Raw genomic sequence first — 23,857 nt, forward strand, 5'->3', positions numbered from 1 at the left:
TGGTTGTCAGAGGGTGGTGACGAGGGGCGATAGAACTGGCCACGCAGAACGGACGGCGAGGGTGGCGAGATGCGGTGATCAACACCGGCAATGCCCGGATCATGATCCCGACCGCAGAACGGCAAGCGTATGATCGGCAATCATCCGCTCCTCGTCGGTCGGAATGACGAGGACTTTGACGCGGCTGTCCCCGCCCGAGATGCAAAGGGCATTGGCGGCATTCGCATCGTCGTCGATCGACAGTCCCAGCCAGTCGAACCGCTCGCAAATACGCCGGCGGATTTCCGCGTGGTTCTCGCCGATCCCGGCCGTGAAGACGATGCCGTCAACGCCGCCGAGCGATGCGGTGAGCGCGCCGAATTCACGGACAGCCCGCCAGATGAAAAGTTCGACGGCTTCCTGGGATTGCCTGCTCGGGTCAGCCGTCAGTATCCGCATGTCGCTGGATATGCCTGACACGCCAAGCAGGCCGGATTTGCGATAAAGCAGATCGTCTATCCCGGCCGGGCTCAGGCCCATTTGCGTCTGGAGGTGGAGCACGACTCCGGGGTCGAGCGTTCCGCAACGCGTGCCCATCATCAGGCCATCGAGCGCCGTGAAGCCCATGGTGGTGTCGACACTCTTGCCGTCCCGCATTGCGCACAGGCTCGCGCCATTGCCGAGATGCGCCGCGATCACCCGCCCGCCGGCAAGCTCCCCGTCGATGGTTCGCAACTGCCCGGCGATATATTCGTAGGACAGCCCATGAAATCCATAGCGACGGATTCCCTGCTCATGCAGCGCGCGGGGGAGCGCGAGCCGCGCGGCGACCTCGGGCTTGTCGTGGTGAAAGGCGGTATCGAAGCAGGCGATCTGGGGAAGATCCGGCGCCAGGGCCGCAATGGCGCGGATCGCGGCCAGATTGTGCGGCTGATGGAGCGGCGCGAGCGGGCAGAGCGCGTCAAGCTCGGTGAGGAGGGCGGCGTCGACGCGGCGCGGCGCGGCGAAACGCATCCCGCCATGCACGACGCGGTGCCCGATCGCGATCACTTCCCGGCCTTCGAGATGCTCTATGGCCCAGTCGAACAGATCCTTGAGGAGTTCGGCATGCGTCAGGTCAGCTCCCTGTTCCCATGTGCGCTCGACAAGGACAGTGCCGTCGACCCGGCGCGCGACCAGTGACGGCGCGATCCCGATCTTCTCGATCTTGCCGCCTGCCGAACGCTCCGGATGGCCCGCGCCGTCCAGGGTGAAGAACGCAAACTTGATGCTCGACGAACCCGAATTGAGGCTGACGATCGCCTTCATACGGAAGCCTGCGGGAGCCCGGGCGCGGCTTTCGGGGCGGCGCGCGCAAGCAGCGCCGCAATGGCGCAGGATGCTAGGCGTGTCCGCTCGCTGTCCGCGCGGCTGGTGAGGATGATGGGCACCCGCGCGCCAAGGACCACGCCTGCGGCGTCGGCGCCGCCCAGAAAGGTAAGCTGCTTGGCGAGCATATTGCCAGCCTCCAGGTTGGGAACGACCAGGATTTCCGCCTTTCCGGCGACTGGCGAGACGATGCCCTTTTCCCGCGCCGCCGCCTCGCTGATCGCATTGTCGAAGGCGAGGGGGCCGTCGAGAATGCCGCCGCTGATCTGGCCCCGGTCGGCCATCTTGCACAGGGCTGCCGCATCGAGCGTCGAGGGCAGGTCGGGGTTCACCGTTTCGACAGCGGAAAGAATGGCGACCTTGGGCGCCGCGATGCCTATGACATGGGCGAGGTCGATCGCGTTGCGAATGATGTCGGCTTTTTCCTTGAGAGACGGCGCTATGTTGATCGCCGCATCGGTGATGATGAGCGGCGTCGGATGTCCCGGCACATCCATCACATAGGCATGGCTGATGCGCCGCTCGGTCCTGAGGCCAGTTGCGGCCGATATGACTGCGCCCATAAGCTCGTCGGTATGCAGCGAGCCTTTCATCAGCAGTTTCGCCTCGCCGCTGCGCACGAGCGCCACGGCCTTCGCGGCCGCATCGTGGCTGTGATCGGCAGGCACAAGGCGGTAGCCGGAAATGTCCTTCCCCGCTTCCTCGGCAGCGGCGCGGATCCGTTTTTCCGGGCCGACGAGAATCGGTACGATCAGCCGTGTTTCCGCGGCATCCACCGCCGCCGCGAGCGCCGCCGCGCTGCACGGGTGCGCGACTGCGGTGGCGATGGGTTCTCCATCCTGCGTCTGCTCGATCAAACGCCGGTATCCATCATGCGTGGCGACACGAACGTCGGGGAGCGTCAGGCGCGGGCGGCGCACTTTTTCGCTTGGCGCGCGGACCTCGGCCTGCCCGGCGATAACGGTCTCGCCGTTCTGGTTCACACAGCGGCAGTCGAGGATGAGGATGCAGCCCTCGGGCTTCTTTTCCGTCACCGTGACGGATGCCGTGATGACGTCGCCTATGTCCACCGGGCGCGTGAAGCGCAGCGATTGCCCGAGATAGATCGTTCCCGGTCCGGGCAGCTCGGTCCCGAGCACCGCCGAGATGAGCCCCCCGCCCCACATGCCATGGGCGATGATCCGCTGAAAGAAATCCGTCTGCGCAAAGTCGGCATCGAGATGCGCAGGGTTCACATCACCGGAGACGAGCGCGAATAGTTGGATGTCCTTCTCCGACAGGGTGCGGGACACGCTTGCCGTGTCGCCGATCCGGATCTCGTCGAACGTCCGGTTCTCGATAAACGTCTCGTCGGTCATTCGCTTATTTCTCCAGGACATATCGGCCGGGCGCGTCGCCAAGGGGCGTGAAGCCCTTGTCGGGCGCGCCCATGGCCGGAGGCGCGCTCAGCGCTCCCGAGCGCGCCGTGAGCCATGCGCCCCACTCGGTCCACCAGGACCCCGCCTTGCCTTCCGCCCGTTCCAGCCAGGCCTCGGGGTCATAGGATGGTCCGCACGCCTCGCGCGTCATTACCCGATAGGAGCGGCCCTTGTGACCCGGTTCGGAAACGATCCCCGCATTATGCCCGCCGCTGGTGAGCACGAAGGTGATCTCCGCACTGGTCAGCAGGTGGATCTTGTGGACCGAACGCCACGGGGCGACATGGTCGCGCTCGGTGCCGACCACGAACATCGGCGTATCGATCGCCGACAGCGTGATCGTGCGGTCATCGACCTTGTATTTTCCTTCGGCCAGATCGTCGTTCAGGAACAGGCGGTTCAGATATTCGCTGTGCATGCGATAGGGCATGCGCGTTGCGTCCGTGTTCCAGGCCATGAGATCGCTCATCGGCTCGCGTTCGCCCATGAGATAGGTGCCGAGCACGCGCGACCAGACGAGATCGTTCGACCGCAGAATCTGGAATGCACCGCCCATCTGCGCGCCGTCGAGATAGCCGCGGCCCCACATCATGTTGTCGAGCACGTTGAGCTGGGCTTCGTCGATAAACAGACCAAGCTCACCCGGCTCGCTGAACTCGGTTTGGGCCGCCAGCAGGGTGACGCTGGCGAGCCGCTCGTCACCGTCTCGCGCCATCGCCGCCGCGGCGATCGACAACAGCGTGCCGCCAAGGCAGTAACCGGCGGCATGCACCTTCTGACCGCCCACGATCGTGTCGATGACGTCCAGCGCGGCCATCGGACCCAGCTGGCGATAGTCCTCAAGATCGAGGCCGCGGTCCTGTTTGCCGGGGTTGTGCCAGGAGATCATGAACACGGTGAAGCCCTGATCCGTCAGCCAGCGTACGAGTGAATTTTCCGGCGAGAGGTCGAGGATATAATATTTCATGATCCAGGCAGGGACGATCAGGACCGGTTCGGGGCGCACGGTCTCCGTCGTGGGCTCATACTGGATGAGTTCGATGAGCGCGTTGCGATAGACAACCTTCCCCCTGGCCGTCGCCACCTTCTCGCCGACGGGAAAGGCCTCCGCGCCCACGGGCGGCTCGCCGCGCGCCAGGCGCTGCATGTCCTCCATGAGGTTATGGAAGCCATCGACGACGCACCGCCCGCCGGTTTCGACGATCTTGCGTTGCAGGACCGGATTGGTCGCAAGGAAATTGGCCGGCGCAAAGACATCGAGGATTTGGCGGGCCGCGAACTCGACGATCTCCTCATGGTGCCTGCTTACCCCGCCGATCCCGGTGGTCGCGGCGTGCCACCATTGCTGGTTCAGCAAGAAAGCCTGGACGATCAGGTTGAAGGGCGGCTCCTTCCATGCCGGATCGATGAACCGGCGATCCTGCGGCAGAGGCTCGATCGCGGGGGTGGCATCGGGATTGCTGAGGCTTCGTCCGATATAATCGGACAAACGCCAGCATTTTCTCAAGGCCTTGGCGCCCAATTGCAATTGCTTGCCGGGCGCGCTGGCGAGGTGCAGCATCCAGTCCGTTGCCGCGAGCATCATCGTCACCGGCGACAGCCCGTGCGTCAGGTGCGCGATGCCAGCAGCCGCCGCGCGATCGAGGGTCTGGCTGATACCGTCGAGAGGGTCGGTGGCAACATGCTCTATGTTATTCATCATCAACCTGCCGCGCGTGGGTCATGCTTTAGCGTCTGCCGCCCCTATCCGATCGGCAGCGGCCGACCGATACGTATACATCCCCATTCTCTTCATGGCGCCAATCAGGGTACAGGACCTGTGTTTCCGCGGGAAAGAACCTTCACATGATTGCAACCGATGGTTGCGGCCCGGTGACAGGCTCGTCTTGCGGATATCATCATGGAAGGGATCCAACGATGGCATTTCCACTCGATCAGGTCTTGGCGGTCGCCGGCGCCAACCGCCAACTCGCGCTGAAGTTCTTTGATATCGCGCGCACCACCGGCGCGCGGCAGGCCGCGATCGGGGCCCATGCGCTGGGCGCCTTCCTCGAGCCGGGCAAGCTTTCCGAAGTGGCCCAGGAGGTGGAGCAGAACCGTCAGGCCCTCATCGCCGACACAAAGGCGGCGTTCGAAGAATGGCAGGAAACCGCCGGGGACCTCTTCTCGCCGGAAAGCGAGACGGCGCAGCTGTCTGTTGCCTTTGCGCCTTTGCGCGCCTTCTTCCTGTCGCCGCTCCAGGCCTTCGCCAATGCTGCTGGCGTGCCGGTCGCAAACAACGCTGAAGCCAACGCCTGAGCCACAGGGAATGCGGAAGGACCAAGGCATGAAAGTCAGCGACATCATGACGCTCGGGGCGGCCACCGTCACCCCGGTAAGCTCCCTGGCGGAAGCAATCCGATGCATGGGCAACCACAACATCAGCGGCTTGCCGGTGGTGGATGGTGATGGCGAACTTCATGGCATCCTTTCCGAAGGCGATTTCTTCCGGAAGTCGACGGACTCGTTTCGGCTGGACTCGTTGTTCGATGCCGGGCCGGAGGTCCGAAGGGATGCACTGGATTCGACGCGAGTTGGAGATCTCATGTCGACCGAACTCGTGACGGTCGACGGCGATGCTTCGCTCACCGATGCGATCGGCTTGATGGAACGACACGGGGTCAAGCGACTGCCGGTGATTTCGAACGGCAAGCTGGTCGGCCTCATCAGCCGAGCCGACATTCTCCGTGTCCTTCTGGACGAATGAATGACAGATCAGGCTGTGCCCGTGATGGGCGCAGCCGAGCAGTGGTGCAAGATGGGCCCCGGTCGATGGGCATCACCGTTGTCCCTTTACCACAAACAGCGAACTTCCATTTCGGTTACGTACACTTCCTAGGCTCGCTGAGGTCAACGGTCAGCTATCCTCCCTGCCGCATCGTCGACGGAGGAGTCATCATTCCGGCTGACGGCGCCTTGGGATCGTGTGAAAAGGCGCGCGCCGTGGTGCCGGCAACTTACCGTCCTCTCGACATGGCCAATATCGCAGATGAGGTGATCATATGTCCGATATAGCGTCCTTCACCGAGGTGGTGACCCGATCGGGTCTCAGCCTGTCCTTAAGGCCGGTTACGCGCGACGATGGGCCTTTGCTCCGAGATTTTTTCGACAGGGTTACCCCGGAAGATCTCCGCTTCCGTTTCCTCACAGCAATGCTCAAGGTCTCTGACGACCAGATCGCGTCCATGATCGATGTCGACCACAAGCAGACTGAGGATTTCCTGGCCTTCGCGGACAACGGGACGCTGGTCGGATCGGCCATGATCGCAATCGAACCATCGGGAGAACGCGCCGAGGTGGCGATCGCGGTCCGTGCGGACTATAAGCATCAAGGCGTAGGCTGGACGCTTCTCAACCTCGCCGCAGACTATGCGAAGACGCGTGGCTGCCGCACGCTGGAGGCAGTCGAAAGCCGGCTGAACCAGAAGGCGATTGAAGTGGAACGGGACTCGGGCTTCACGGTGAAGGCCTATCCGGATGACGCAACCCTCGTCATTGTCTCGAAGCAGCTTCAATGATGGGCTGATAATTATATCCCCGAAAGGACGTCTTTCGATGACGGAGATGTGGGCGATGGAACTCGGCGCGGTGGGCGGTCCGCTGCGTCTTGTCGCCCGCGCGATTCCAGATCCGGGACCAGGGGAACTGCTCATCAAGGTGATCGCCTGCGGTGTGTGCCGGACTGACCTTCACATTGTCGATGGTGAAGTAACGGCCCAGCTTCCGATTATCCCGGGCCATGAGATTGTCGGGATCGTCGCCGCGATTGGGGAGGGTGTGACCGGGTTCCTGCCGGGCGACCGGGTCGGCGTTCCATGGTTGGGCCATAGCTGCGGGCGTTGCGACTATTGCCGCTCGGGCCGTGAAAATCTGTGCGACATGCCCGGCTTTACGGGATGCACGCGCGACGGCGGCTATGCGACCCATGCTGTCGCCGATGCTCATTTCTGTTTCCGAATCCCCGACCTCTATTCGGATGAAGAGGCGGCGCCGCTGCTGTGTGCTGGCCTGATCGGCTGGCGCTCGCTGCGTGCCGCCGGCGAAGGGCGGTGTCTTGGACTCTACGGCTTTGGCGCCGCGGCGCATATCATCGCGCAGATCGCCATCTGGCAGGGCAGGGAGGTTTACGCCTTCACCAAAGCGGACGATCGCGAGGGCCAGGACTTTGCGCGGTCGCTTGGCTGCGCGTGGGCCGGATCATCGGATGAGCCGGCCCCTGTGGAACTCGATGCCGCGATCCTCTTCGCGCCGGTCGGTGCGCTGGTCCCTGTCGCGCTTCGCGCTATCCGCAAGGGAGGGCGGGTCATCTGTGCCGGCATTCACATGAGCGACATCCCCGCATTCCCCTATGCCGATCTCTGGGGCGAACGCACGATCGCCTCGGTTGCAAATCTCACCCGCGACGATGGGACGAGCTTTTTCGAAGTCGCACAAGAGGCTCGGGTCAGGACGGTCACGACAACCTTCCGCCTTGCTGACGCCAACATTGCGCTTGAGCGCCTTCGCGCAGGGGCTCTGGTCGGCGCGGCCGTTCTCCTTCCCGGAGAGCCGGGAAATTATCAACGTCAGGAATGATGTTCGCATGATTCACGACCTGTTCGGCGTCTCGGCGGCTCATGGTAATGTTACGGAGTGCGAGGCCGATCATTCGGAACCATGATGCGGTCATGAGCAAGAACATATCGATCAAGGACGTACTCGCCGTCGTCGATGGCACACCTGCATCGCTGACTGGGGTCGATCAGGCGGTCGCTTACGCGGGTCTTTATGACGCAACGCTCGCGATCGTCGTCGTGACCGAAAATCTCGCCTGGGCGGCAGCAGTCGATCCGATGGCATATGCCGAAGCGATGGAGGCGTCGGAGGCCCAGCGCAAAGAGCATGTCGCGGCGGTTCGCGAGCGTGTCGCAGGCGCGCCGGTTCACGTCGAGGTCCATGCGCTGTTCGAAGCGCCTGGCCTTCTCCCCGGGCTTGCCAAGGCGGAAGGGCAGTATGCAGATATCGTCCTCGTCCCCGGAACAGGGGGCTGGCAGAGCGATGGCCTGCGTCGCCACATCACCGAGGCGCTCATGTTCGCGGGCGTGCCCACAATGGTGATGCCGGCGGCCTGGAGACCGGCGCCCATCACTCATGCCGCACTTGGATGGAATGCGTCGCTTGAAGCCTTTCGGGCTGCGCGGACGGTTCTCGACCTGGTCGAACCCGGCGCGACGGTCGACGTCGTCGTGGTAGACTCGCTCGACGGCGATAAATCCGGTCAGCCCGCGCCGGGAACGCGGATTGCCCGCCATATCACCCGCCATGGCCATAATGCCCTCGTTCACGCGATTGCTTCAGCGGAGCATGGAACCTCGGCTGCTCTGCAACTTTTTGCCTTTGAGAGCCGCGCCGACGTGCTCGTCATCGGGGGTTATGGGCGTTCGCGAGCCTTGGAATTCATCCTGGGCGGCGTGACCCGTGAACTGATCGCGCACCAACGATTACCGATCGTCTTCGTGCATTGATGACTGGCTGCGACCAAATGATTGCGAACGGAGGATGTCATGAAAGCTCTGGTTTATCACGGTCCTGGTGGGAAAAGCCTCGACGAACGCCCCAGGCCCGAGATTCAGGCCCCGACCGACGCGATTGTACGGATAACGAAAACGACGATTTGCGGCACCGATCTGCATATCCTCAAGGGCGATGTCCCCACTTGTGAACCGGGCCGAGTTCTTGGCCATGAGGGCGTCGGGATCGTCGAGGAAGTCGGTACGGCGGTCGGCAGCTTCAAGGCTGGTGATCATGTCCTCATTTCCTGCATCACGTCCTGTGCGCGTTGCGAATATTGCCGTCGCGGCATGTATTCGCACTGCACCGACGGCGGATGGGCCTTGGGCAATACCATCGATGGGACGCAGGCTGAATTCGTCCGCATCCCTCATGCCGACAACAGCCTCCATCCGGTACCCGCCGGAGCGGATGAGGAAGCGCTCGTCATGCTCAGTGATATCCTGCCCACCGGCTATGAATGCGGCGTCCTCAACGGCAAGGTCGCGCCGGGAAGCAGCGTGGCGATCGTGGGCGCCGGCCCGATCGGTCTTGCGACCCTGCTCACCGCGCAGTTCTATGCGCCGGCCCTCATCATCATGATCGATCTTGACGACAATCGTCTTGCTGTTGCGCGCCGGTTCGGCGCCACGCATACGTTCAACAGCTCGCGCGATGCCGTCGTGCGCCTGGTTCGCGACCTGACGGATGATAAGGGCGTCGATGCGGCGATCGAGGCGGTTGGCGTGCCTGCGACCTTCAGTCTGTGCGAGGAGCTCGTCGCGCCGGGCGGGGTGATCGCCAATGTTGGGGTGCACGGCACGAAAGTCGATCTGCATCTTGAGAAGCTCTGGTCGCACAATATCACGATCACGACGCGTCTGGTCGATACCGTCAGCACGCCGATGCTTCTCAAGACGGTCGAAGCGAAGCGATTGCAGCCTGAACAACTCATTACCCATCACTTTGCGCTTGATGACATCCTCGCCGCCTATGAGACATTCTCGAATGCGGCCGCTTCCCAGGCCCTGAAGGTGGTCATCGCCGCGTGATCGAGGATCAGCGCGGCGACCTCATCGGCGCACAGTCCGCGCTACAGGACCTGGGCGTATCAGGGCAGATCGAGCCGTCCTTCGCCCGGGCGCGCCGTCTTCACTTACACACGCACCATGAGCTGGTCGCTGTGATGCGGACCGACAGCCCGGTCTGCCATGCCGAAGGACTGGCAGCGCATACCCAAGTCTATATCCGCAACGGCAGCCAGCCGATTGCGGCAACGCTTTATCAGGTCGATGGCGAATTTCTCGCTGGCGACGAAATCGGTCTCTCCGAAGCGGCATGGAAGGCGCTCGGCGCCGAGGAGGGGGCCATCCTGCAAGTCGGGCATGCACCGCCACTTGAATCGATTGCCTGCGTTCGCCAGCGCATCTATGGGCATCGGCTGGACGCCGCTGCCTTGAGCCATATTGTCGAAGACGTCGTTGCCGGGCGCTATACCGATGTGCATCTGGCCGCGTTCCTGACGGCGACGGCTGCTCTCCCGCTCGACGATGATGAAACCTATTTCCTCACTAAAGCCATGGTCGACGCCGGCGACCGCCTCAGCTGGCCGAGCGAGATCGTCGTCGACAAGCATAGCGTTGGGGGTCTGCCCGGTAACCGGACGACGCCGATCATTGTCGCCATCGCGGCTGTCTGCGGCCTCACCATGCCCAAGACATCGTCGCGCGCGATTACCTCCCCGGCCGGTACCGCCGATACCATGGAGACGCTCACCCAGGTCGACCTTGACCTCGAGGCCATGCAACGCGTGGTAGCCTCCGAAGGCGGGTGCCTCGCCTGGGGCGGTGCGGTCCGCCTGAGCCCTGCCGATGATATCTTCATCAGCGTCGAGCGCGCGCTCGATATCGATACCGAAGGACAATTGATCGCATCGGTTCTGTCGAAGAAGATTGCGGCGGGAGCCACCCATGTCGTTCTCGACATTCCGGTCGGGCCCACCGCGAAAGTTCGCAGCGCCGCCGCGGCGGACCGGCTGGCGGCAACGCTCAGTGCCGTTGCGGCGCGCTTCGGCATCGTCACCTACTGCGTCCAGACCGACGGCACACAGCCGGTCGGCCGGGCGATCGGCCCCGCGCTCGAGGCGCGCGAAGTCATCGCCGTGCTGACGGGAGACCCGGACGCACCCATGGATCTGCGCGATCGCGCCTGCATCCTTGCGGGCGTCCTCCTGGAAATCGGCGAGGCGGCTGCGGCAGGGACGGGAAGGGCGCTCGCCGAACGCACCCTGGCTGATGGAAGCGCCTGGCAGAAATTCCAGCGTATATGCGATGCTCAGGGCGGAATGCGAACGCCGCCCACGGCCAGGCTGACACACCCGATCGCGGCAACCCACAGTGGCCGGGTTACGCATATCGATAATCGCCGGATTGCCCGCCTGGCAAAGCTCGCCGGCGCTCCAGACGTGCCGGCGGCAGGGATGCGCCTGCATGTCAGCCTCGGCGACGATATCATCGCTGGTCAACCCCTGCTGACCCTTCATGCGCAGTCGCAGGGGGAAATGGCTTACGCCCTGACCTACGCCGCTTCCAATCCGGATATGATCGTGATCGTCCCATGACCATGATGCTGTTTCCGATGCTCGGGAACGAGCGTATGACCAACGCGATCGCCGAGCGTATCGGAAGCGCGGTCGGGAAGCTTGAATTACGCCGTTTCCCGGATGGTGAGAGCTATATTCGTCTCCATTCAACCGTTGCGGGGCGCGCTGTTGCGGTGGTGTGTACGCTCGCACACCCCGATGACCGGTTTTTGCAGTTGCTCTTCACGGCGCGATTGCTGCGCGAGAACGGTGCGCGATCCGTCCACCTCGTGGCGCCCTATCTTGCCTATCTGCGGCAGGATCGCCGGTTCAATGATGGCGAAGCGCTTACCTCGCGCCAGTTTGCCCAACTGCTCTCCGCCGAATTTGACGGGCTCGTCACGGTTGATCCGCATCTGCACCGGTACGGCAATCTGCAGGAGGTCTATTCGATCGAAACCGAAGCGCTCGCCGCGTCCCCGCTTCTGGCGGAATGGATTCGCGATCATGTCGAGGCGCCGCTCATCATCGGTCCCGACAGCGAGAGCGAACAATGGGCGGGCGCCATCGCCGGGCATATCGGCGCGCCGCATGTGGTGTTTACGAAGACGCGCCGGGGCGACCGCGATGTCCTCATTGCGGCGTCGAACCTTTCGGCCTGGAAAGGACGAACGCCGATCCTCGTCGATGATGTCATCTCATCGGGCCATACCCTTGCGAACGCTGCGCGGGAGATCCATGAGCAGGGGTTCCCCGCGCCGATTTGCCTCGCGGTCCATGGCCTCTTCGCATCCGATGCCGAAGCAATGCTCCGGGGCCTCGGCTGCCGCTTGGTGACGACCGACAGCATCCCGCATTCGAGCAATGCGATCACGCTCGCTTCGATACTCGGCGACGCGCTGGCAGGCCAGTTCGCGGCCATCGATGCGAAAGGATTACGTAGAACACCCAAATGAACCGAACGGCGGCGCTGGGTAGAAACGTCCCGCACTTTGGAGGAAAGCATGGCCATCAAGGATGTCCTCGCGGTTGTGGATACCGGCGACAAGGACGAACAGTTCCTACGAGACGCTCTTGGCTTTGCGGAGTTCCACAAGGCCAGCCTGTCCGTGGTCATTCTCTCGGCGCTTCCATCGGCTGACTACGCTTTCACGATCGTGCGGCCTTATGCCTTCCTGCAGGATTACACCGAAGCAGTGGAGGCCAAGCAGGAGCGCATCGGCGCGCTCGCGCGTTCCACCAATGTCGAGATACGCACGATTTCAGACCAACCATCGGTGATCTTCGTCAAGACGGCGGTCTATGCCCGCTATGCTGACGTTGTTCTTATCGGGCCGGCCGACAGCTATGACCACCCGCCGATCCGCCGCGAAACCGCCGAGAGTATTCTGTTTTCATCGGGCCGCCCTGTCCTGATCCTGCCAGGCGGCTACAAGGCAAGAGCGATCGAACATCTCGCGATCGGCTGGAATGCTACTCGGGAAGCAACGCATGCCCTTCGCGATGCGACAACCTTTGCGTCTCCAGGAGCAAGCATTGATATCCTTGTTCTCGACGCAAAACCAACCTTGAAGGGGCATGGATCGGAGCCGGGTGCCGACATAGCCCGCCACCTTGCCCGGCACGGCTTTGTATCGAGGGTGGTACCGGTTCGCGGTGGCGATGAGGCGGATGGCGACGCGCTCGTGACGGCCGCCCGGCGGAGCGGCGCGGCCATGCTCGCCCTCGGTGCCTACGGGCATTCGCGCTTGCGCGAAATGATCCTTGGCGGCGTCACCCGTGATCTGATTAGTGGCGCATCGCTCCCGTTGCTTTTTGCACACTAGGGGCTGCGTTCCGCTCCTGCGGCTCCGGGAGGAGGCTTTGTTATGGCCTCTGGACAAGGATGATCGTCGCTCTGGGTTGTCCTGGCGCGCCAGCACCGAGAATGAATCAAGTTCATCCTGACTGCAAACGGGCATCTGTGACACTTTACCCATCGGCAAAGTGTCATAGCCGACAAATGGTACCTGGAGCCAATGGAGGGATTCACTTTTCGTTCTGCCTGTGCATGATTCTCACATGCTCCAGACCCGTCTTACATCCGATCGTAATGCCAGGCCGCTCGATATGCCCGGTCTTGTCGAACTGCTTTCGCAAACCTCCTCGCGGCCTCGCTACGCTTACATGATCCTCGATCTGATTGCGAAGATCGCTGGACCCAATGGCAACGCCGGCCCGCTCGTCTTCGAAGGAGGGCGCGCCATCCCTATCCGGGAGTGGTTGTGTGACGCGCTCATGCCGATGGGCAGCAGCTACCCGCGCAGGATGGCTCTGGCGAACCGTGTTCGCCAGGAGATGGAGGAGGCGGGAACCTTGCCCCAGAATCCCGTCGACGCTGAGTGCGAAATCGATGCTGAGGTCCGGAGGCGGGTTCGCGCATCCGGCAAGACGAATGTGAGCCGCGCGGTGTCCGATCTTGTTCGCGCAGGTATCCTAAGCAGGCACTATCAAGGCTACCGCGTCGATCACCACAATCGAGGCGGTCAACGCCAGGCGGTCTACACGCTTTCACCGATCGCTCGAAAGCTTCTCCAAGCAGGCCGTTTCGAGGCAGCCCCTCCACGACAACACCAGGGTTCACTGGCCTTTGGCTAAGCAGAGCGATAGCCGAAGGCGCTTACGGGTTGAGTTTGTCTTTCAGGGCTTTGGCCGCCGAAAAGCTGATCTTTCGCGATGCCTTGATGGTCATAGGTTCGCCAGTGGCCGGGTTCCGGCCCTCCCGCGCCGGGCTTTCCTTGACCTTGAACTTGCCAAACCCGTTGAGCGCGATTTCCTCGCCCTTGGCCGCCGCCTCGCCAATCCCTGCGAATATCGCATCGACAATCTTGCGCGCGTCAGCCTTGGTGATCCCCTGTTCGGCGGCGATCTTTTCGGCAAGATCAGTGTTATTCATGGATTTCGTCTTCCTGTGTCGAGATGCGATCGTGATCGTTCCTAGCGGGTCCGGCATAGCGCGTCATCCTCGCAAATGCGGGGCTGCCCCGGATTCCTGCGAGACCGTTAAAGATGTGAAGAACTGCTGTGTTCCGTGAACCTCGATTGCCTCGGCGCGCCGCTCCAGCGCGCGCATGGGCAGCATTGTTTATTATCGGTCGACGGCAGCGGCGTCTCTACGGATATAACCGGATTGCGGTCCACCCGGCCCGTCCGGCTAGTTGACCCCGCATTTATCAAACTGGAGGGCATCGGAGCGCAGCTCAGGAACGCAACAAAGTGGTGACCGAGCCGCGCATCCCTGTGCCAGATACCCATGGCCCAAACTGTCTGAAGGAGGCTTGATGTCGGCGCCTGTCGATTTGGAAGAAATGCGCTGGCATGCATTATCGAGCAGCGAGATCGCCAGGGTTCTTGATGTAGACCTCACCGGCCTCTCCCATGGGGAGGTCGACCGGCAAGTTGCCCGTTTCGGTCCCAATGCGCTACCCAAGGCATCCCGGCGCAGTCCGCTGCTGCGCTTTCTGGCCCAGTTCAACAATACCCTGATCTACGTCCTGCTCGCCGGCGCGCTCGCGGCCGCATTGCTCGACCATATGATCGATGCGTCGGTCATCGTGGCCGTCGTCATCGTGAATGCGATCATCGGTTATATTCAGGAAGGGAAGGCCGAACAGGCGCTTGAGGCGATCCAGCAGATGATCGCGCCAAAGGCGAGCGTCATCCGGGATGGCGCCCGGCTGACGATCCCGGTCGCAGAAATTGTCCCGGGCGACCTCGTTCTCATCGAAGCCGGTGATCGCGTCCCGGCCGATCTCCGGTTGCTCCACGCCCGCCGCCTCCTGATCGATGAGGCTCTGCTGACCGGGGAGTCGGTCGCGGCCGAGAAGCACGAGGCGGTGCTGCCTGCGGAAACGGTTCTTGCGGACCGGCAGAACATGGCCTTCTCCGGCACCCTGGTCGCTGCGGGACAAGCGAACGGTATCGCTGTCGCGACAGGCGCGCATACGCAGATCGGACGGATCAGCTCGCTGATCCAGTCGGTCGAGGTGATGGCGACGCCCCTCCTGACGCAGATCGACCAGTTCGCCCGCCGCTTCACCTGGTTCGTGCTCGCGGGGGGCCTGGCGCTGTTTGCGTTCGCTGTCCTGGCGCGCAGCTACGACTGGGTCGATGCCCTGATCGCCGTCGTCGCCCTGGCGGTGGGCATCGTGCCGGAAGGATTGCCCGCGGTCATCACCATCACGCTGGCCATCGGCGTGCGCCGGATGGCGGCCCGGAACGCCGTCATCCGCAAGCTGCCAGCGGTTGAAACGCTCGGCGCCACTTCGGTGATCTGCTCGGACAAGACCGGTACGCTGACCCGCAACGAGATGACGGCCCGCCGGATCATTTCGGCGCGATGCACCATGCTCGCCAGCGGTTCAGGCTATGTCCCGGAAGGCCATATCCAGGTCGTGGGCGCTGGCGACCAGGCCGAGGCCATGGCCGCTTCGATGCCGCTGATCCGCTGCGGTCTCCTGTGCAACGATGCGTCGCTGCGCAAGGTCGGAGAGGAATGGCGCGTCGAGGGCGATCCCATGGAAGGCGCGCTGTGCGCGCTGGCCGCGAAGGCAGGCGTCGATCCGGAACTGGAGCGTTCGGAATGGGAACGGATCGACGAGATCCCATTCGATGCCGCGCACCGCTTCATGGCGACGCTCTGTCGCGGACCTGACGGCGCGATGACACTGTTCATCAAGGGCGCGCCGGAGGCTATCTTCGCGATGACCTCGCCAGGCGACAGCGCTTATTGGGAAAATGCCATCGCGCAGGCTGGGTCCGAAGGCGAGCGCGTCTTGGCGTTCGGCGCCAAGGCCATGGCGGCGGGTACGCATCGCATCGCATTCGAGGACGTCATGGCGGGCGTCGAGTTGCTTGGCCTTGTCGGCTTCATCGACCCGCCGCGCCTCGAAGCCAGGGAGGCGATCGCGGAGTGCCGCTCGGCCGGGATCGCCGTCAAGATGATCACCGGCGATCATGCCGCGACGGCTCTTGCCATCGCGCGTCAACTCGACCTTGCCGATGACCCCCAGGTGATGACCGGCCTGGACCTTGAGAAACTCTCGGACGAGGAACTCGAGCAGGCCGTCAACCGGATTTCCGTTTTCGCCCGGACCAGTCCGGAACACAAGCTGCGCATTGTCCGCGCTCTGCAGGCCCAAGGCAATATCGTGGCCATGACCGGCGATGGCGTCAACGACGCCCCATCGCTCAAGCAGGCCGATGTCGGCGTGGCGATGGGCATCAAGGGGACCGAGGCGTCGAAGGAGGCCGCCTCGATGGTGCTCCTCGACGACAATTTCGCATCGATCGTCAGCGCCGTGCGCGAGGGCCGGACCGTCTATGACAACATCAGGAAAGTCATTTCCTGGGAAATCCCCACAAACGGCGGCGAGACACTGGCCGTCGTCCTGGCCATCCTGCTGGGGTTTGCCCTCCCGATGTCGGCAACCCAGATCCTGTGGGTCAATCTCATCCTCGCCGCGACCCTTGGTCTGGTGCTCGCCTTCGAACCCACCGAGCCCGGCGCCATGCAGCGCCGTCCGCGCGAGCGCGGCGCGCCCCTGCTTTCACCCTTCCTCCTCTGGCGCGTCGTGCTGGTGTCGGTGCTGTTCGCCGCGGTCACGCTCGGCATCTTCTTCTACACGCTCGATCAGGGCCGCGGGCTTGAAGTCGCGCGCACGATGGTCGTCAACATGTTCATCGTCGCGGAGATCTTCTATCTCTTTAACGTCCGCTATCTGCATATGACGTCCCTGACCTGGCGCGGCACCGTAGGCACCCCCGCCGTGCTGATCGCGATCACGGTCCTCATCCTGGGCCAGGCGCTCTTCACTTACGCCCCGTTCATGAACGCGATCTTCCACTCGCGACCGCTCACTTTCGCCGACCTCGCATTGCTTGTGGTCGCCGGCGCGGCTCTCATGCTCCTGCTCGAGGTCGAAAAGCACGTCATGCGGCGGCTGGGCTGGTTCGAGGAACTCAACGACTAGGAGAACGAAATATGACCCAGGGCACTTTTCCCAGGCGCATCGCCTTGGCGACCGACCTCAGTCATCGCTGCGACCGTGCGCTTGATCGTGCCCTGCTGGTCGCCAAGGCGTGGCAGGCTGAACTCACCGTCATTCACGCGCTTGCTCCGCCTGAAGATTCTCCTCTGTTCGGGAGTCTGCGCGACCTACCGTCCTGGCGCCGCCCGCTCGATCCGGTTCGAAAGGCGCGCGACCGCATCTACAGGGATCTGGTCCGCGAGGATCCAAGCATCGACATCGTCGTTCACGTCGAGACGGGCTCGCCAGCCGAGGTGGTCCTGGGTGCTGCCCGGGCGTCCCATGCGGATCTGATCGTTACCGGCGTCGCCCGCGACGAACTGCTCGCGCGCATGTTCCTCGGCGACACCGTTGACCGGCTGATCCGCAAATCTCCCGTTCCGGTCCTGATCGTTCGCGACCGTGCTTTCGAGCCCTATCGCACCATGCTCGTAACCACCGATTTCTCGGCATCCTCCCGCGTTGCGCTTGAGACGGCCGTCCGGCTCTTCCCGGAGGCAGGCATCTCGCTCTTTCACGCCTATGACGTGCCTTTTGCCGGCTATCTTGGTCGCGCCGAGGTCGAGAAGCAGTTCGAAGGATATGGCAAGGACGCGGCCGACAAGTTCCTGGCCGAAGCCGGGATCGCGCCCGACGCCGCGCGCAAAGTCAGCCGCATGATCGAACATGGCGTGCCCGAGGGGCTGCTGCGGACTATGCCGAGAATTCGCGACGCCATCTCACCGTGGTGGGGTCTCATGGCGGCGGCATGGTCTATGAGACCCTGATCGGCAGCACGGCGCGCAAGATCATCGATGCCGTGCCCGGCGACGTCCTTCTCGTCCCCGATCCCACCAGGCGCAAGGTAGACTAACCGCCAATGGCTCATGCAATCGTCTGGATTGGTGTCGGGCTTGCCGCGTTGATCGCCGGTGCCGAACTGCTCGTAAGAGGCGGCGCGGCACTGGCAGCCCGCCTTGGCATTTCACCCCTGCTGATTGGCCTTACCGTGGTTGCGCTTGGAACGAGCACGCCGGAGCTGGCCGTTGGCATCGAGGCCGCCATACAAGGCAACGGCTCGCTCGCGATCGGGAACATCGCCGGCACGAACACGGTCAATATCCTCCTGATCCTTGGCCTCAGCGCCGCATTGCAGCCGCTGGCGATCCAAATGCAGACCCTGCGTCTGGAGCTCCCCGCGATTGTCATTGCCGCCGCCACGCTGCTCGCCTTCGCCTGGGACGGCACGCTCTCGCGGTTGGAGGGCCTCCTGCTCGTCACCATGGGCGCGGCATTCACGCTGGCGGTCATCCGCGCAGCCCGGCGAGAGAGCCTCAAGGTCAAGCTGGAGTTCGCCCGTGAGTTCGGGCCCCGGCGCCTCGCCAACCGTCAGGCGGCGACCGAGATGCTGATGCTCGCGGTCGGTCTCGTCATCATCGTTGTCGGCGCCGACTGGCTCGTCGAAAGTGCTGTCGACCTGGCACGTCTCTGGCATGTGTCGGACGCCTTCATCGGCTTGACCATCGTTGCCATTGGCACCTCAGCACCCGAACTCGTGACCACGATCATCTCCACGATCCGCGGCGAGCGCGACATCGCGATCGGCAACCTGATCGGAAGCAGCGTCTACAACATTCTCATAATCCTGGGCGTGACCTGCCTCATCCCGGCCCATGGGGTTGATGTCAGCAGTCATCTCATCCGCATCGACATACCGGTCATGCTGGGCGTTGCGCTGTTCTGCATTCCGGTTTTCGTCAGCGGGCGCCAGATTTCGCGGTTCGAGGGCGGCCTCTTCGTCAGCTTTTACGCCGCCTATCTCAGCTACCTCATCATACAGCGCACATAACATCCACCGGCCCTAGCGAGTGGAACTTGATCAACCGAGAAGGAGGAAAACATGCTGAAAGACCTCGTCGCAATCGTGGACAATGGAGAGGCCGCCCGCGGCTTCATCGAGCGCGCCACGGCGTTCGCCGCCGCGCAGGAGGCGCATCTCGCAATATCCTTGATGATGGACATTTTCGACAATGCTGCTGTGTTGCCACCCTTCGATTATTATCCGGTGATCCTGGATCGCATCGATGACGAAGCGAAGCGCCGCACGGAAACGGTGAAGGCCGCCGTGGAAGACGCGCCGATCCCCGTCGAGATCCGTCCCGTCGCGGACGCCCTTGCCTATCTCGGCGGCGTGTCACGTGTTGAAGGACGTTATGCCGATCTTCTGCTGATCGGCGGTGCTTCGGCCTTCGAGAACCAGAAACTGCGTCGCCGGAGCCTGCAGGCCGCCGTGACGGGATCGGGCGGACCCGTCCTGGTCCTGCCGGACGAGGCAAGGCTCGAACGCGTGGGCCGCGCCGTTCTGGGATGGGACGCCTCGAGCGAAGCGCGCCGCGCTGCCCGGGATCTTATCGATGTTGCCGATCCGGGCGCCGTCATCGACGTGGTCTGTGTGGATCCGGAACCGACTGCCGAAGGTCACGGTCCCGCTCCCGGCTCGGATATTGCCCGCCACCTCGCCCGCCACGGCTTCAAGGTCGACGTTCATGTGGTGAGTTCGACCGGCCGGCGCGTTTCCGTGGCCCTCCAGGATTTTGCAAACGAAACTGGAGCGGACGTTCTCGCCATCGGCGCCTTTGCCCATTCGCGGGTACGCGATATTCTGCTGGGCGGCGTCACGCGCGACCTGATCGACGACGTCGGCCTGCCTGTCCTGATGTCGCGTTGACGGCGGAGAAGCAGAGCATCCATCTGGCTAAGGAGGGGGCGTCGGTGATGCACCGGCTCTCTCCAAATTCCGGATTATCCATCATTCCATGGGCGCGAAACACCGCGCCATGGCCGTGTCATCCGACGAAGGTTTGCGGCATGGGTTGAGCTCATGAAGGAACGCGATGATGTCCGTCACCTCCTGCGGCGTCAGGACAAAGCGCGGCATATCACGGTGACCGACCTCAAGACCCTTCAGGAACGCAGGCCGCAAAGCGTCGACCGGATATTGCCTGTAGAGATTGCGAAACGGTGGCGCGAGCACGTTGGGACTCGCATTGGTTTCGCCGATGGCGTGACAACTCGCGCATCGCCGCTCCGCCAGTTCGCGACCTTGAGATACTTCTCCTGCGTCGCTGGCAGCCGCGAAGGTAGAGGCTCCCGTCAGCAACAGGCCGATTGCAATGGATTTCTTCCACATGCTGGATGACCCTGAATGGCAAGAACTTCTCAACAGACCCAATTCTGCCGCTATTCAACTGCGTTGAGGGCGTAGGATCATTTGATCTGCCCCCTTCTGAGTGGTCCAAAATTGATGATATTTTGGATTACGAAGGAGACAAGGAATGCCGAGCAAGAAGCATCGCCCGGAAGAGATTATCGGCAAGCTGCGTGAAGCAGAGGTTGTGCTGGCGCAGGGTGCCACGACCGCCGAGGCGTGTCGGCGGATCGCGATCAGCGAGCAGACCTACTATCGTTGGCGCAAGGAGTATGGCGGCCTGAAGACCGATCAGGCGCGTCGGATGAAGGATCTGGAGAAGGAGAATGCGCGGCTTCGTCGTGCGATCTCGGACCTGACACTCGACAAGCTGATCCTGCAGGAAGCTGCACGGGGAAACTTCTGAGCCCCGCGCGCCGAAGGCGCTGTATCGACCACATCAGAATGATGATGCCGGTGTCCGAGCGGCGGCTCTGCCGCGTGCTCGGGCAGCACCGATCGACACAGCGCAAGGCGCCCCGCGGGGCGGATGACGAAGCAGCTCTGACCGAGGATATCATCGCGCTGGCCCGACAATATGGTCGCTATGGCTATCGCCGGGTGACGGCGTTGCTGCGCGATGCGGGGTGGCATGTGAACCGCAAGCGGGTCGAGCGCATCTGGCGTCGCGAGGGGCTCAAAGTGCCGCAAAGGCAGCCGAAGCGCGGGCGGCTGTGGCTGAACGACGGATCATGCATCCGGCTCCGGCCGGAATATCCCGGGCATGTCTGGTCCTACGACTTCGTCGAGGGCCGCACCCATGACGGGCGCAAATACCGGATCCTGTCGATCATCGACGAGGCGAGCCGGGAGTGCCTGGCGTTGCCGGTGGCGCGTAAGCTCAAGAGCGACGACGTGCTCGCGGCACTGGCCGAGCTGTTCGTCACGCGTGGGCCGCCGGCGCATATACGATCGGACAACGTCCTGGGTCACGAAGGAAAGCGAGATTTGGTCAACAGATCTCTATGCGCCGGCATTGAGCGGCGAGGCATGCATTCTGAGCCAGATGGCTTCCACCGTCAACGGGATCGCTCCCTGCCATAGCAAACACAGGATCCAGCGGCGCCGAAACGGCCGTGGTCCTCACCGTCCTTAGAACGAGATACGCACCCAGGTGGAAGGCCCGAACATTATCTACAGGGTCGCTTTCGCGCCCTCACGGCACTTGCAGAGAGGGGTCCTTCCACCTGGCATCCGACCGTTCAAGGAACGGTCGGTACTCTGTCCCCGTCTTGATGACGGCATGGGCAACGCGCGCCATCTTGGCGGTGAGCGCCGTCATCGCCTTGCGGCGACGATCGGCATCATCCGCGTGCCCGGCAGTGTATCGTCCGAGCTTGTCGCGGAAACTGTTGTTGCGCTGACGTGCGGCGACCTGGGCAGCCATCCAAAAGGTCCGCCGCAATCGCGCATTACCGTACTTGGACAGCATCGTGCGGCCTCGGAATGTACCGGACTGCCGGGTCGCAAGATCAAGACCGCAGAACTTCAGGAACTGACGGTGATGGCTGAAGCGGCGTAGATCGCCTGCCTCGGCGAGAATGGTCAACGCATTGATGGGCCCAATGCCGGGGATCATGCGCAGGAGCTGATAATCGCGGTTTTCGGCCAGCATGGCATGCGCCGTTCGCTCGATCTCGTCGCGCTGCCGGATCAGGTTGCGTGCTTGGGCGATCACCATGCGGAACATAGCGATCGAGACGGAATCCTCGTCGACAGGTAGCGCCACGGAGGCGCAGGCGGTCTCGTAGATATCGTTGATCAGCCGGGCTTTGGACACCTTGCGGCCGACCAAGTCCCATGCTTCGCGGGAGAAAGTCTCCTGGCCGAGCACAGTCATGCTGGCTGGAGTCGGGAATCGTTCGAGCAGAGCAAGGAACCAGTCGGATCGGCTGTTGCCAGCGAAGCGTTCAATCTCCGGGAAATAGAGCGGCAGGTAGTGGGTCAGGATGCGATGCCATGTCTGCGTCTTAGCCTTGGAGATCGCCTCGTGCGTTTTCGACATCTCCTGCAGGTCGTTGATCCCGGCGGCGAGCGGATCGACGTATCGCTGGGTGGCGCCAATCCGCAGCATGTGCAGGATCACTTGCGCATCCTTGGAATCGTTCTTGTCCCAGCCATTGTGCAGAGCCTCGCGCGTTCGAGCCAAGGCAACGGACGAGATCAAGCGCAACTCGAAGCCGGCGGACAGCAGGCGATGCGCCAGCGTGCGATGGTAGTTACCAGTAGCCTCGAAGCCGACGATGATCGGACGCCCGATGTCGCTAAGATCCGTGGCCAGGCGATCATAATCTGCCTTTGTCGCCATCACCGTCATGCGACGTCGGCGTCCGCCTTCTGGACGTTCGATCAGGACCTCCTGGCGGTGTTTGGACATATCGATGGCTACCAGCACGGCGTCGGTGGGATTAGAGCTACGCTTGGTCATGGTCGGTCTGTCTCCAAAGGGTTGAGTCGACAACTTCACTCTAGAGACCTGCGGGCCGATCATGACCGCCTTGATAAAGCCTGCGGGCGCTACGCGCCCTTGCCTTCATCAAGGCAGTGCGCCCCTTCGAGGGGCCGCTTCCCAATGTGCTATGGCCCGGAGTTTATCGCAACGGCGGTGCAGCAATGGCTCGCCCAGATCGGCGTGAAGACGCTCTACATCACGCCGGGTAGCCCGTGGGAGAATGGCTATTGCGAAAGCTTCAACGGGTCGCTGCGCGATGAACTGCTCAACGGCGAAATCTTCTACTCGCTCGCCGAGGCCCGGATCCTGATCGAGGCGTGGCGCCGACATTACAACACCGTCCGGCCGCACAGCTCGCTCGGGTATCGACCACCGGCGCCCGAGGCCGTTCCATCGCCAGTGTCGCCCTCCGGTTCCGCTTCGCTCCACCTACGGCCGACACTGGCGATGGAGGCTTCAATGCACTAACAATCCCAGCGGGCCACTCGGCGGGGGCCGGTCAATAGCGCGCCATCGTGACTGGCAAGCCTCCCGCTTCTCCCGGCGCGTCGACGCCGACCGGGAAGGCGATGCGATATTCGTGGAGAAAGGCTTCGAGCGATGTCGGACTCTGGGCCTCGTGATGCTCAAAGACACTATGCATGCCGAGCACGATGACATCGTCACGGCTGAAAGTCTCATGGATGCGGGTCGCCTGCGGCAGGCCGTGGCTGACACAGCCGGGGCACAGCATCTGGAACGCCTCGATGATCACCACCCGGCCGCGCAATGCGTCGAGTGTTTGCGCTGTGTCGGCATTGAACCATCGCACCGCCTCGATCGCAGGCGCTGGTCTGGTCTGTCTGGTCATCGCATGGCTTTCAGCAGGGGGGTGTCCCGGCGACCGGCGATGACGAGCGCCGGAACCGAGGCGACGCCAGCGGCCTCGGCCTCCGCGATCCGCCCCGGCACATCGCCGAGATGCACGACCTCGACGTCATATTGCGCAGGATCGAGCGCATGGGCGAGACCCTGTTCCGCGCTGACGCAGACCGGGCATCCGGCATGGTAGAATGTGGCTTTCTGAGGCATGATGGTGTGTTCCTTCCTTATCCGAGGGTGGACAGCCGAGCGCCCCGTTCGTTGCCGCGAGCGGGGCGCTCACACATGGGCAGGCTCCGTTGTGAAGCAAGCCCAGCTTTCAAGCCGCGCGGATGC

General features: G+C 62.9%; 23 protein-coding genes and 3 pseudogenes. 17 read left to right on the forward strand and 9 right to left on the reverse strand.

Features of this window, described 5'->3' with window-relative positions:
* Positions 1-99: 99 nt before the first annotated feature.
* Genes QOL62_RS18620 through QOL62_RS18630 form a run of 3 tightly spaced genes read right to left on the reverse strand, consistent with a single transcriptional unit; the run spans position 100 to position 4,467 of the window.
* Positions 100-1,287, reverse strand: a complete 1,188-nt coding sequence (locus QOL62_RS18620) for an acetate/propionate family kinase (protein ID WP_089221267.1) — start codon at positions 1,285-1,287, stop codon at positions 100-102.
* Positions 1,284-2,705 (reverse strand): bifunctional enoyl-CoA hydratase/phosphate acetyltransferase, encoded by a 1,422-nt coding sequence (locus tag QOL62_RS18625; RefSeq protein WP_257551842.1) that lies wholly within the window; start codon positions 2,703-2,705, stop codon positions 1,284-1,286. The genes QOL62_RS18620 and QOL62_RS18625 overlap by 4 nt, the downstream gene beginning before the upstream one ends.
* 4 nt (positions 2,706-2,709) lie before the next feature.
* Positions 2,710-4,467 carry a PHA/PHB synthase family protein gene (locus tag QOL62_RS18630; protein WP_179220940.1) on the reverse strand — a complete coding sequence of 586 codons (1,758 nt, stop codon included), beginning with the start codon at positions 4,465-4,467 and terminating at the stop codon, positions 2,710-2,712.
* 215 nt (positions 4,468-4,682) lie between these two features.
* On the opposite strand from QOL62_RS18630, the gene QOL62_RS18635 reads away from it, so the two are divergent.
* From QOL62_RS18635 to QOL62_RS18655, 5 genes are all read left to right on the forward strand, one after another.
* Positions 4,683-5,063 carry a hypothetical protein gene (locus QOL62_RS18635; protein WP_179220941.1) on the forward strand — a complete coding sequence of 127 codons (381 nt, stop codon included), beginning with the start codon at positions 4,683-4,685 and terminating at the stop codon, positions 5,061-5,063.
* Positions 5,064-5,091: 28 nt separating this feature from the next.
* Positions 5,092-5,511, forward strand: a complete 420-nt coding sequence (locus tag QOL62_RS18640; RefSeq protein WP_179220942.1) for a CBS domain-containing protein — start codon at positions 5,092-5,094, stop codon at positions 5,509-5,511.
* Between the two features lie 295 nt (positions 5,512-5,806).
* Positions 5,807-6,322 carry a GNAT family N-acetyltransferase gene (locus QOL62_RS18645; protein WP_089221270.1) on the forward strand — a complete coding sequence of 172 codons (516 nt, stop codon included), beginning with the start codon at positions 5,807-5,809 and terminating at the stop codon, positions 6,320-6,322.
* A gap of 37 nt (positions 6,323-6,359) precedes the next feature.
* Entirely contained in the window at positions 6,360-7,379 is a 1,020-nt protein-coding gene (locus QOL62_RS18650) for a zinc-dependent alcohol dehydrogenase family protein (protein WP_089221271.1), read from the forward strand.
* Positions 7,380-7,471: 92 nt separating this feature from the next.
* Entirely contained in the window at positions 7,472-8,308 is an 837-nt protein-coding gene (locus tag QOL62_RS18655; RefSeq protein WP_179220943.1) for a universal stress protein, read from the forward strand.
* Here QOL62_RS18655 and QOL62_RS18660 read toward each other — a convergent pair.
* Complete coding sequence (locus QOL62_RS18660; RefSeq protein WP_283407194.1) at positions 8,285-8,590, reverse strand: hypothetical protein; 306 nt, start codon at positions 8,588-8,590, stop codon at positions 8,285-8,287. The two genes, QOL62_RS18655 and QOL62_RS18660, sit on opposite strands and share 24 nt — an antisense overlap.
* On the opposite strand from QOL62_RS18660, the gene QOL62_RS18665 reads away from it, so the two are divergent.
* The 5 genes from QOL62_RS18665 (at position 8,477) to QOL62_RS18685 (ending at position 13,551) form a co-directional block, all read left to right on the forward strand.
* Positions 8,477-9,385, forward strand: coding sequence for a zinc-dependent alcohol dehydrogenase family protein (locus tag QOL62_RS18665; protein ID WP_283407192.1), 909 nt, complete (start codon positions 8,477-8,479; stop codon positions 9,383-9,385). The genes QOL62_RS18660 and QOL62_RS18665 overlap by 114 nt on opposite strands.
* A 50-nt stretch (positions 9,386-9,435) precedes the next feature.
* Positions 9,436-10,953, forward strand: a complete 1,518-nt coding sequence (locus QOL62_RS18670; RefSeq protein ID WP_089221283.1) for a thymidine phosphorylase family protein — start codon at positions 9,436-9,438, stop codon at positions 10,951-10,953.
* Positions 10,954-10,955: 2 nt separating this feature from the next.
* Complete coding sequence (locus QOL62_RS18675) at positions 10,956-11,870, forward strand: ribose-phosphate pyrophosphokinase (protein ID WP_283407188.1); 915 nt, start codon at positions 10,956-10,958, stop codon at positions 11,868-11,870.
* Positions 11,871-11,918: 48 nt separating this feature from the next.
* Complete coding sequence (locus tag QOL62_RS18680) at positions 11,919-12,740, forward strand: universal stress protein (protein WP_089221275.1); 822 nt, start codon at positions 11,919-11,921, stop codon at positions 12,738-12,740.
* A gap of 340 nt (positions 12,741-13,080) precedes the next feature.
* Positions 13,081-13,551, forward strand: a complete 471-nt coding sequence (locus tag QOL62_RS18685; protein WP_306999242.1) for a replication-relaxation family protein — start codon at positions 13,081-13,083, stop codon at positions 13,549-13,551.
* Between the two features lie 22 nt (positions 13,552-13,573).
* Here QOL62_RS18685 and QOL62_RS18690 read toward each other — a convergent pair whose 3' ends face one another.
* Complete coding sequence (locus QOL62_RS18690) at positions 13,574-13,906, reverse strand: HU family DNA-binding protein (protein ID WP_179220945.1); 333 nt, start codon at positions 13,904-13,906, stop codon at positions 13,574-13,576.
* Positions 13,907-14,234: 328 nt separating this feature from the next.
* On the opposite strand from QOL62_RS18690, the gene QOL62_RS18695 reads away from it, so the two are divergent.
* Genes QOL62_RS18695 through QOL62_RS18715 form a run of 5 tightly spaced genes read left to right on the forward strand, consistent with a single transcriptional unit; the run spans position 14,235 to position 19,689 of the window.
* Positions 14,235-16,925 (forward strand): HAD-IC family P-type ATPase, encoded by a 2,691-nt coding sequence (locus tag QOL62_RS18695; RefSeq protein ID WP_089221277.1) that lies wholly within the window; start codon positions 14,235-14,237, stop codon positions 16,923-16,925.
* A gap of 11 nt (positions 16,926-16,936) precedes the next feature.
* Positions 16,937-17,749 carry a universal stress protein gene (locus QOL62_RS18700; RefSeq protein WP_283407189.1) on the forward strand — a complete coding sequence of 271 codons (813 nt, stop codon included), beginning with the start codon at positions 16,937-16,939 and terminating at the stop codon, positions 17,747-17,749.
* Positions 17,710-17,835: an adenine nucleotide alpha hydrolase family protein gene (locus QOL62_RS18705; RefSeq protein ID WP_283407193.1), complete on the forward strand. Its 126-nt coding sequence runs from the start codon at positions 17,710-17,712 to the stop codon at positions 17,833-17,835. Before QOL62_RS18700 ends, QOL62_RS18705 begins: the two co-directional genes overlap by 40 nt.
* Positions 17,836-17,841: 6 nt before the next feature.
* On the forward strand, positions 17,842-18,810 hold the full coding sequence (locus tag QOL62_RS18710) for a calcium/sodium antiporter (protein ID WP_257551778.1): 969 nt from the start codon (positions 17,842-17,844) through the stop codon (positions 18,808-18,810).
* Positions 18,811-18,861: 51 nt separating this feature from the next.
* Complete coding sequence (locus QOL62_RS18715) at positions 18,862-19,689, forward strand: universal stress protein (protein ID WP_089221280.1); 828 nt, start codon at positions 18,862-18,864, stop codon at positions 19,687-19,689.
* Between the two features lie 81 nt (positions 19,690-19,770).
* Here QOL62_RS18715 and QOL62_RS18720 read toward each other — a convergent pair whose 3' ends face one another.
* The gene (locus QOL62_RS18720) at positions 19,771-20,151 is read right to left on the reverse strand and encodes a c-type cytochrome (protein ID WP_089221281.1); all 381 of its coding nucleotides are present in this window, start codon (positions 20,149-20,151) and stop codon (positions 19,771-19,773) included.
* A gap of 145 nt (positions 20,152-20,296) precedes the next feature.
* On the opposite strand from QOL62_RS18720, the pseudogene QOL62_RS18725 reads away from it, so the two are divergent.
* Positions 20,297-21,129, forward strand: a pseudogene (locus QOL62_RS18725) (IS3 family transposase); the annotation flags it as partial.
* Between the two features lie 213 nt (positions 21,130-21,342).
* Here the strand turns inward: QOL62_RS18725 and QOL62_RS18730 are convergent.
* A pseudogene (locus QOL62_RS18730) lies at positions 21,343-22,636 on the reverse strand (IS110 family RNA-guided transposase).
* Positions 22,637-22,789: 153 nt separating this feature from the next.
* Here QOL62_RS18730 and QOL62_RS18735 point away from each other — a divergent pair.
* Positions 22,790-23,128: pseudogene (locus QOL62_RS18735) on the forward strand (integrase core domain-containing protein); the annotation flags it as partial.
* Between the two features lie 31 nt (positions 23,129-23,159).
* Here QOL62_RS18735 and QOL62_RS18740 read toward each other — a convergent pair.
* Together QOL62_RS18740 and QOL62_RS18745 are read right to left on the reverse strand one after the other, a co-directional pair.
* Positions 23,160-23,510, reverse strand: coding sequence for a thioredoxin domain-containing protein (locus QOL62_RS18740; protein WP_283407190.1), 351 nt, complete (start codon positions 23,508-23,510; stop codon positions 23,160-23,162).
* Positions 23,507-23,731, reverse strand: coding sequence for a thioredoxin domain-containing protein (locus tag QOL62_RS18745; protein WP_283407191.1), 225 nt, complete (start codon positions 23,729-23,731; stop codon positions 23,507-23,509). Before QOL62_RS18745 ends, QOL62_RS18740 begins: the two co-directional genes overlap by 4 nt.
* Positions 23,732-23,857 lie beyond the last annotated feature (126 nt).

Origin of the sequence: Novosphingobium panipatense, from assembly GCF_900182875.1 — a bacterium.
Lineage (GTDB): Bacteria > Pseudomonadota > Alphaproteobacteria > Sphingomonadales > Sphingomonadaceae > Novosphingobium > Novosphingobium panipatense.

What these genes read in the sequence shown, in the direction of transcription:
- QOL62_RS18620 (WP_089221267.1), bottom strand. Translation starts at nt 1,287, where the DNA reads ATGAAGGCGATCGTCAGCCTCAATTCGGGTTCGTCGAGCATCAAGTTT.
- QOL62_RS18625 (WP_257551842.1), bottom strand. Translation starts at nt 2,705, where the DNA reads ATGACCGACGAGACGTTTATCGAGAACCGGACGTTCGACGAGATCCGG.
- QOL62_RS18630 (WP_179220940.1), bottom strand. Translation starts at nt 4,467, where the DNA reads ATGATGAATAACATAGAGCATGTTGCCACCGACCCTCTCGACGGTATC.
- QOL62_RS18635 (WP_179220941.1), top strand. Translation starts at nt 4,683, where the DNA reads ATGGCATTTCCACTCGATCAGGTCTTGGCGGTCGCCGGCGCCAACCGC.
- QOL62_RS18640 (WP_179220942.1), top strand. Translation starts at nt 5,092, where the DNA reads ATGAAAGTCAGCGACATCATGACGCTCGGGGCGGCCACCGTCACCCCG.
- QOL62_RS18645 (WP_089221270.1), top strand. Translation starts at nt 5,807, where the DNA reads ATGTCCGATATAGCGTCCTTCACCGAGGTGGTGACCCGATCGGGTCTC.
- QOL62_RS18650 (WP_089221271.1), top strand. Translation starts at nt 6,360, where the DNA reads ATGACGGAGATGTGGGCGATGGAACTCGGCGCGGTGGGCGGTCCGCTG.
- QOL62_RS18655 (WP_179220943.1), top strand. Translation starts at nt 7,472, where the DNA reads ATGAGCAAGAACATATCGATCAAGGACGTACTCGCCGTCGTCGATGGC.
- QOL62_RS18660 (WP_283407194.1), bottom strand. Translation starts at nt 8,590, where the DNA reads ATGATCACCAGCCTTGAAGCTGCCGACCGCCGTACCGACTTCCTCGAC.
- QOL62_RS18675 (WP_283407188.1), top strand. Translation starts at nt 10,956, where the DNA reads ATGATGCTGTTTCCGATGCTCGGGAACGAGCGTATGACCAACGCGATC.
- QOL62_RS18680 (WP_089221275.1), top strand. Translation starts at nt 11,919, where the DNA reads ATGGCCATCAAGGATGTCCTCGCGGTTGTGGATACCGGCGACAAGGAC.
- QOL62_RS18685 (WP_306999242.1), top strand. Translation starts at nt 13,081, where the DNA reads ATGATCCTCGATCTGATTGCGAAGATCGCTGGACCCAATGGCAACGCC.
- QOL62_RS18690 (WP_179220945.1), bottom strand. Translation starts at nt 13,906, where the DNA reads ATGCCGGACCCGCTAGGAACGATCACGATCGCATCTCGACACAGGAAG.
- QOL62_RS18695 (WP_089221277.1), top strand. Translation starts at nt 14,235, where the DNA reads ATGTCGGCGCCTGTCGATTTGGAAGAAATGCGCTGGCATGCATTATCG.
- QOL62_RS18700 (WP_283407189.1), top strand. Translation starts at nt 16,937, where the DNA reads ATGACCCAGGGCACTTTTCCCAGGCGCATCGCCTTGGCGACCGACCTC.
- QOL62_RS18710 (WP_257551778.1), top strand. Translation starts at nt 17,842, where the DNA reads ATGGCTCATGCAATCGTCTGGATTGGTGTCGGGCTTGCCGCGTTGATC.
- QOL62_RS18715 (WP_089221280.1), top strand. Translation starts at nt 18,862, where the DNA reads ATGCTGAAAGACCTCGTCGCAATCGTGGACAATGGAGAGGCCGCCCGC.
- QOL62_RS18720 (WP_089221281.1), bottom strand. Translation starts at nt 20,151, where the DNA reads ATGTGGAAGAAATCCATTGCAATCGGCCTGTTGCTGACGGGAGCCTCT.
- QOL62_RS18740 (WP_283407190.1), bottom strand. Translation starts at nt 23,510, where the DNA reads ATGACCAGACAGACCAGACCAGCGCCTGCGATCGAGGCGGTGCGATGG.
- QOL62_RS18745 (WP_283407191.1), bottom strand. Translation starts at nt 23,731, where the DNA reads ATGCCTCAGAAAGCCACATTCTACCATGCCGGATGCCCGGTCTGCGTC.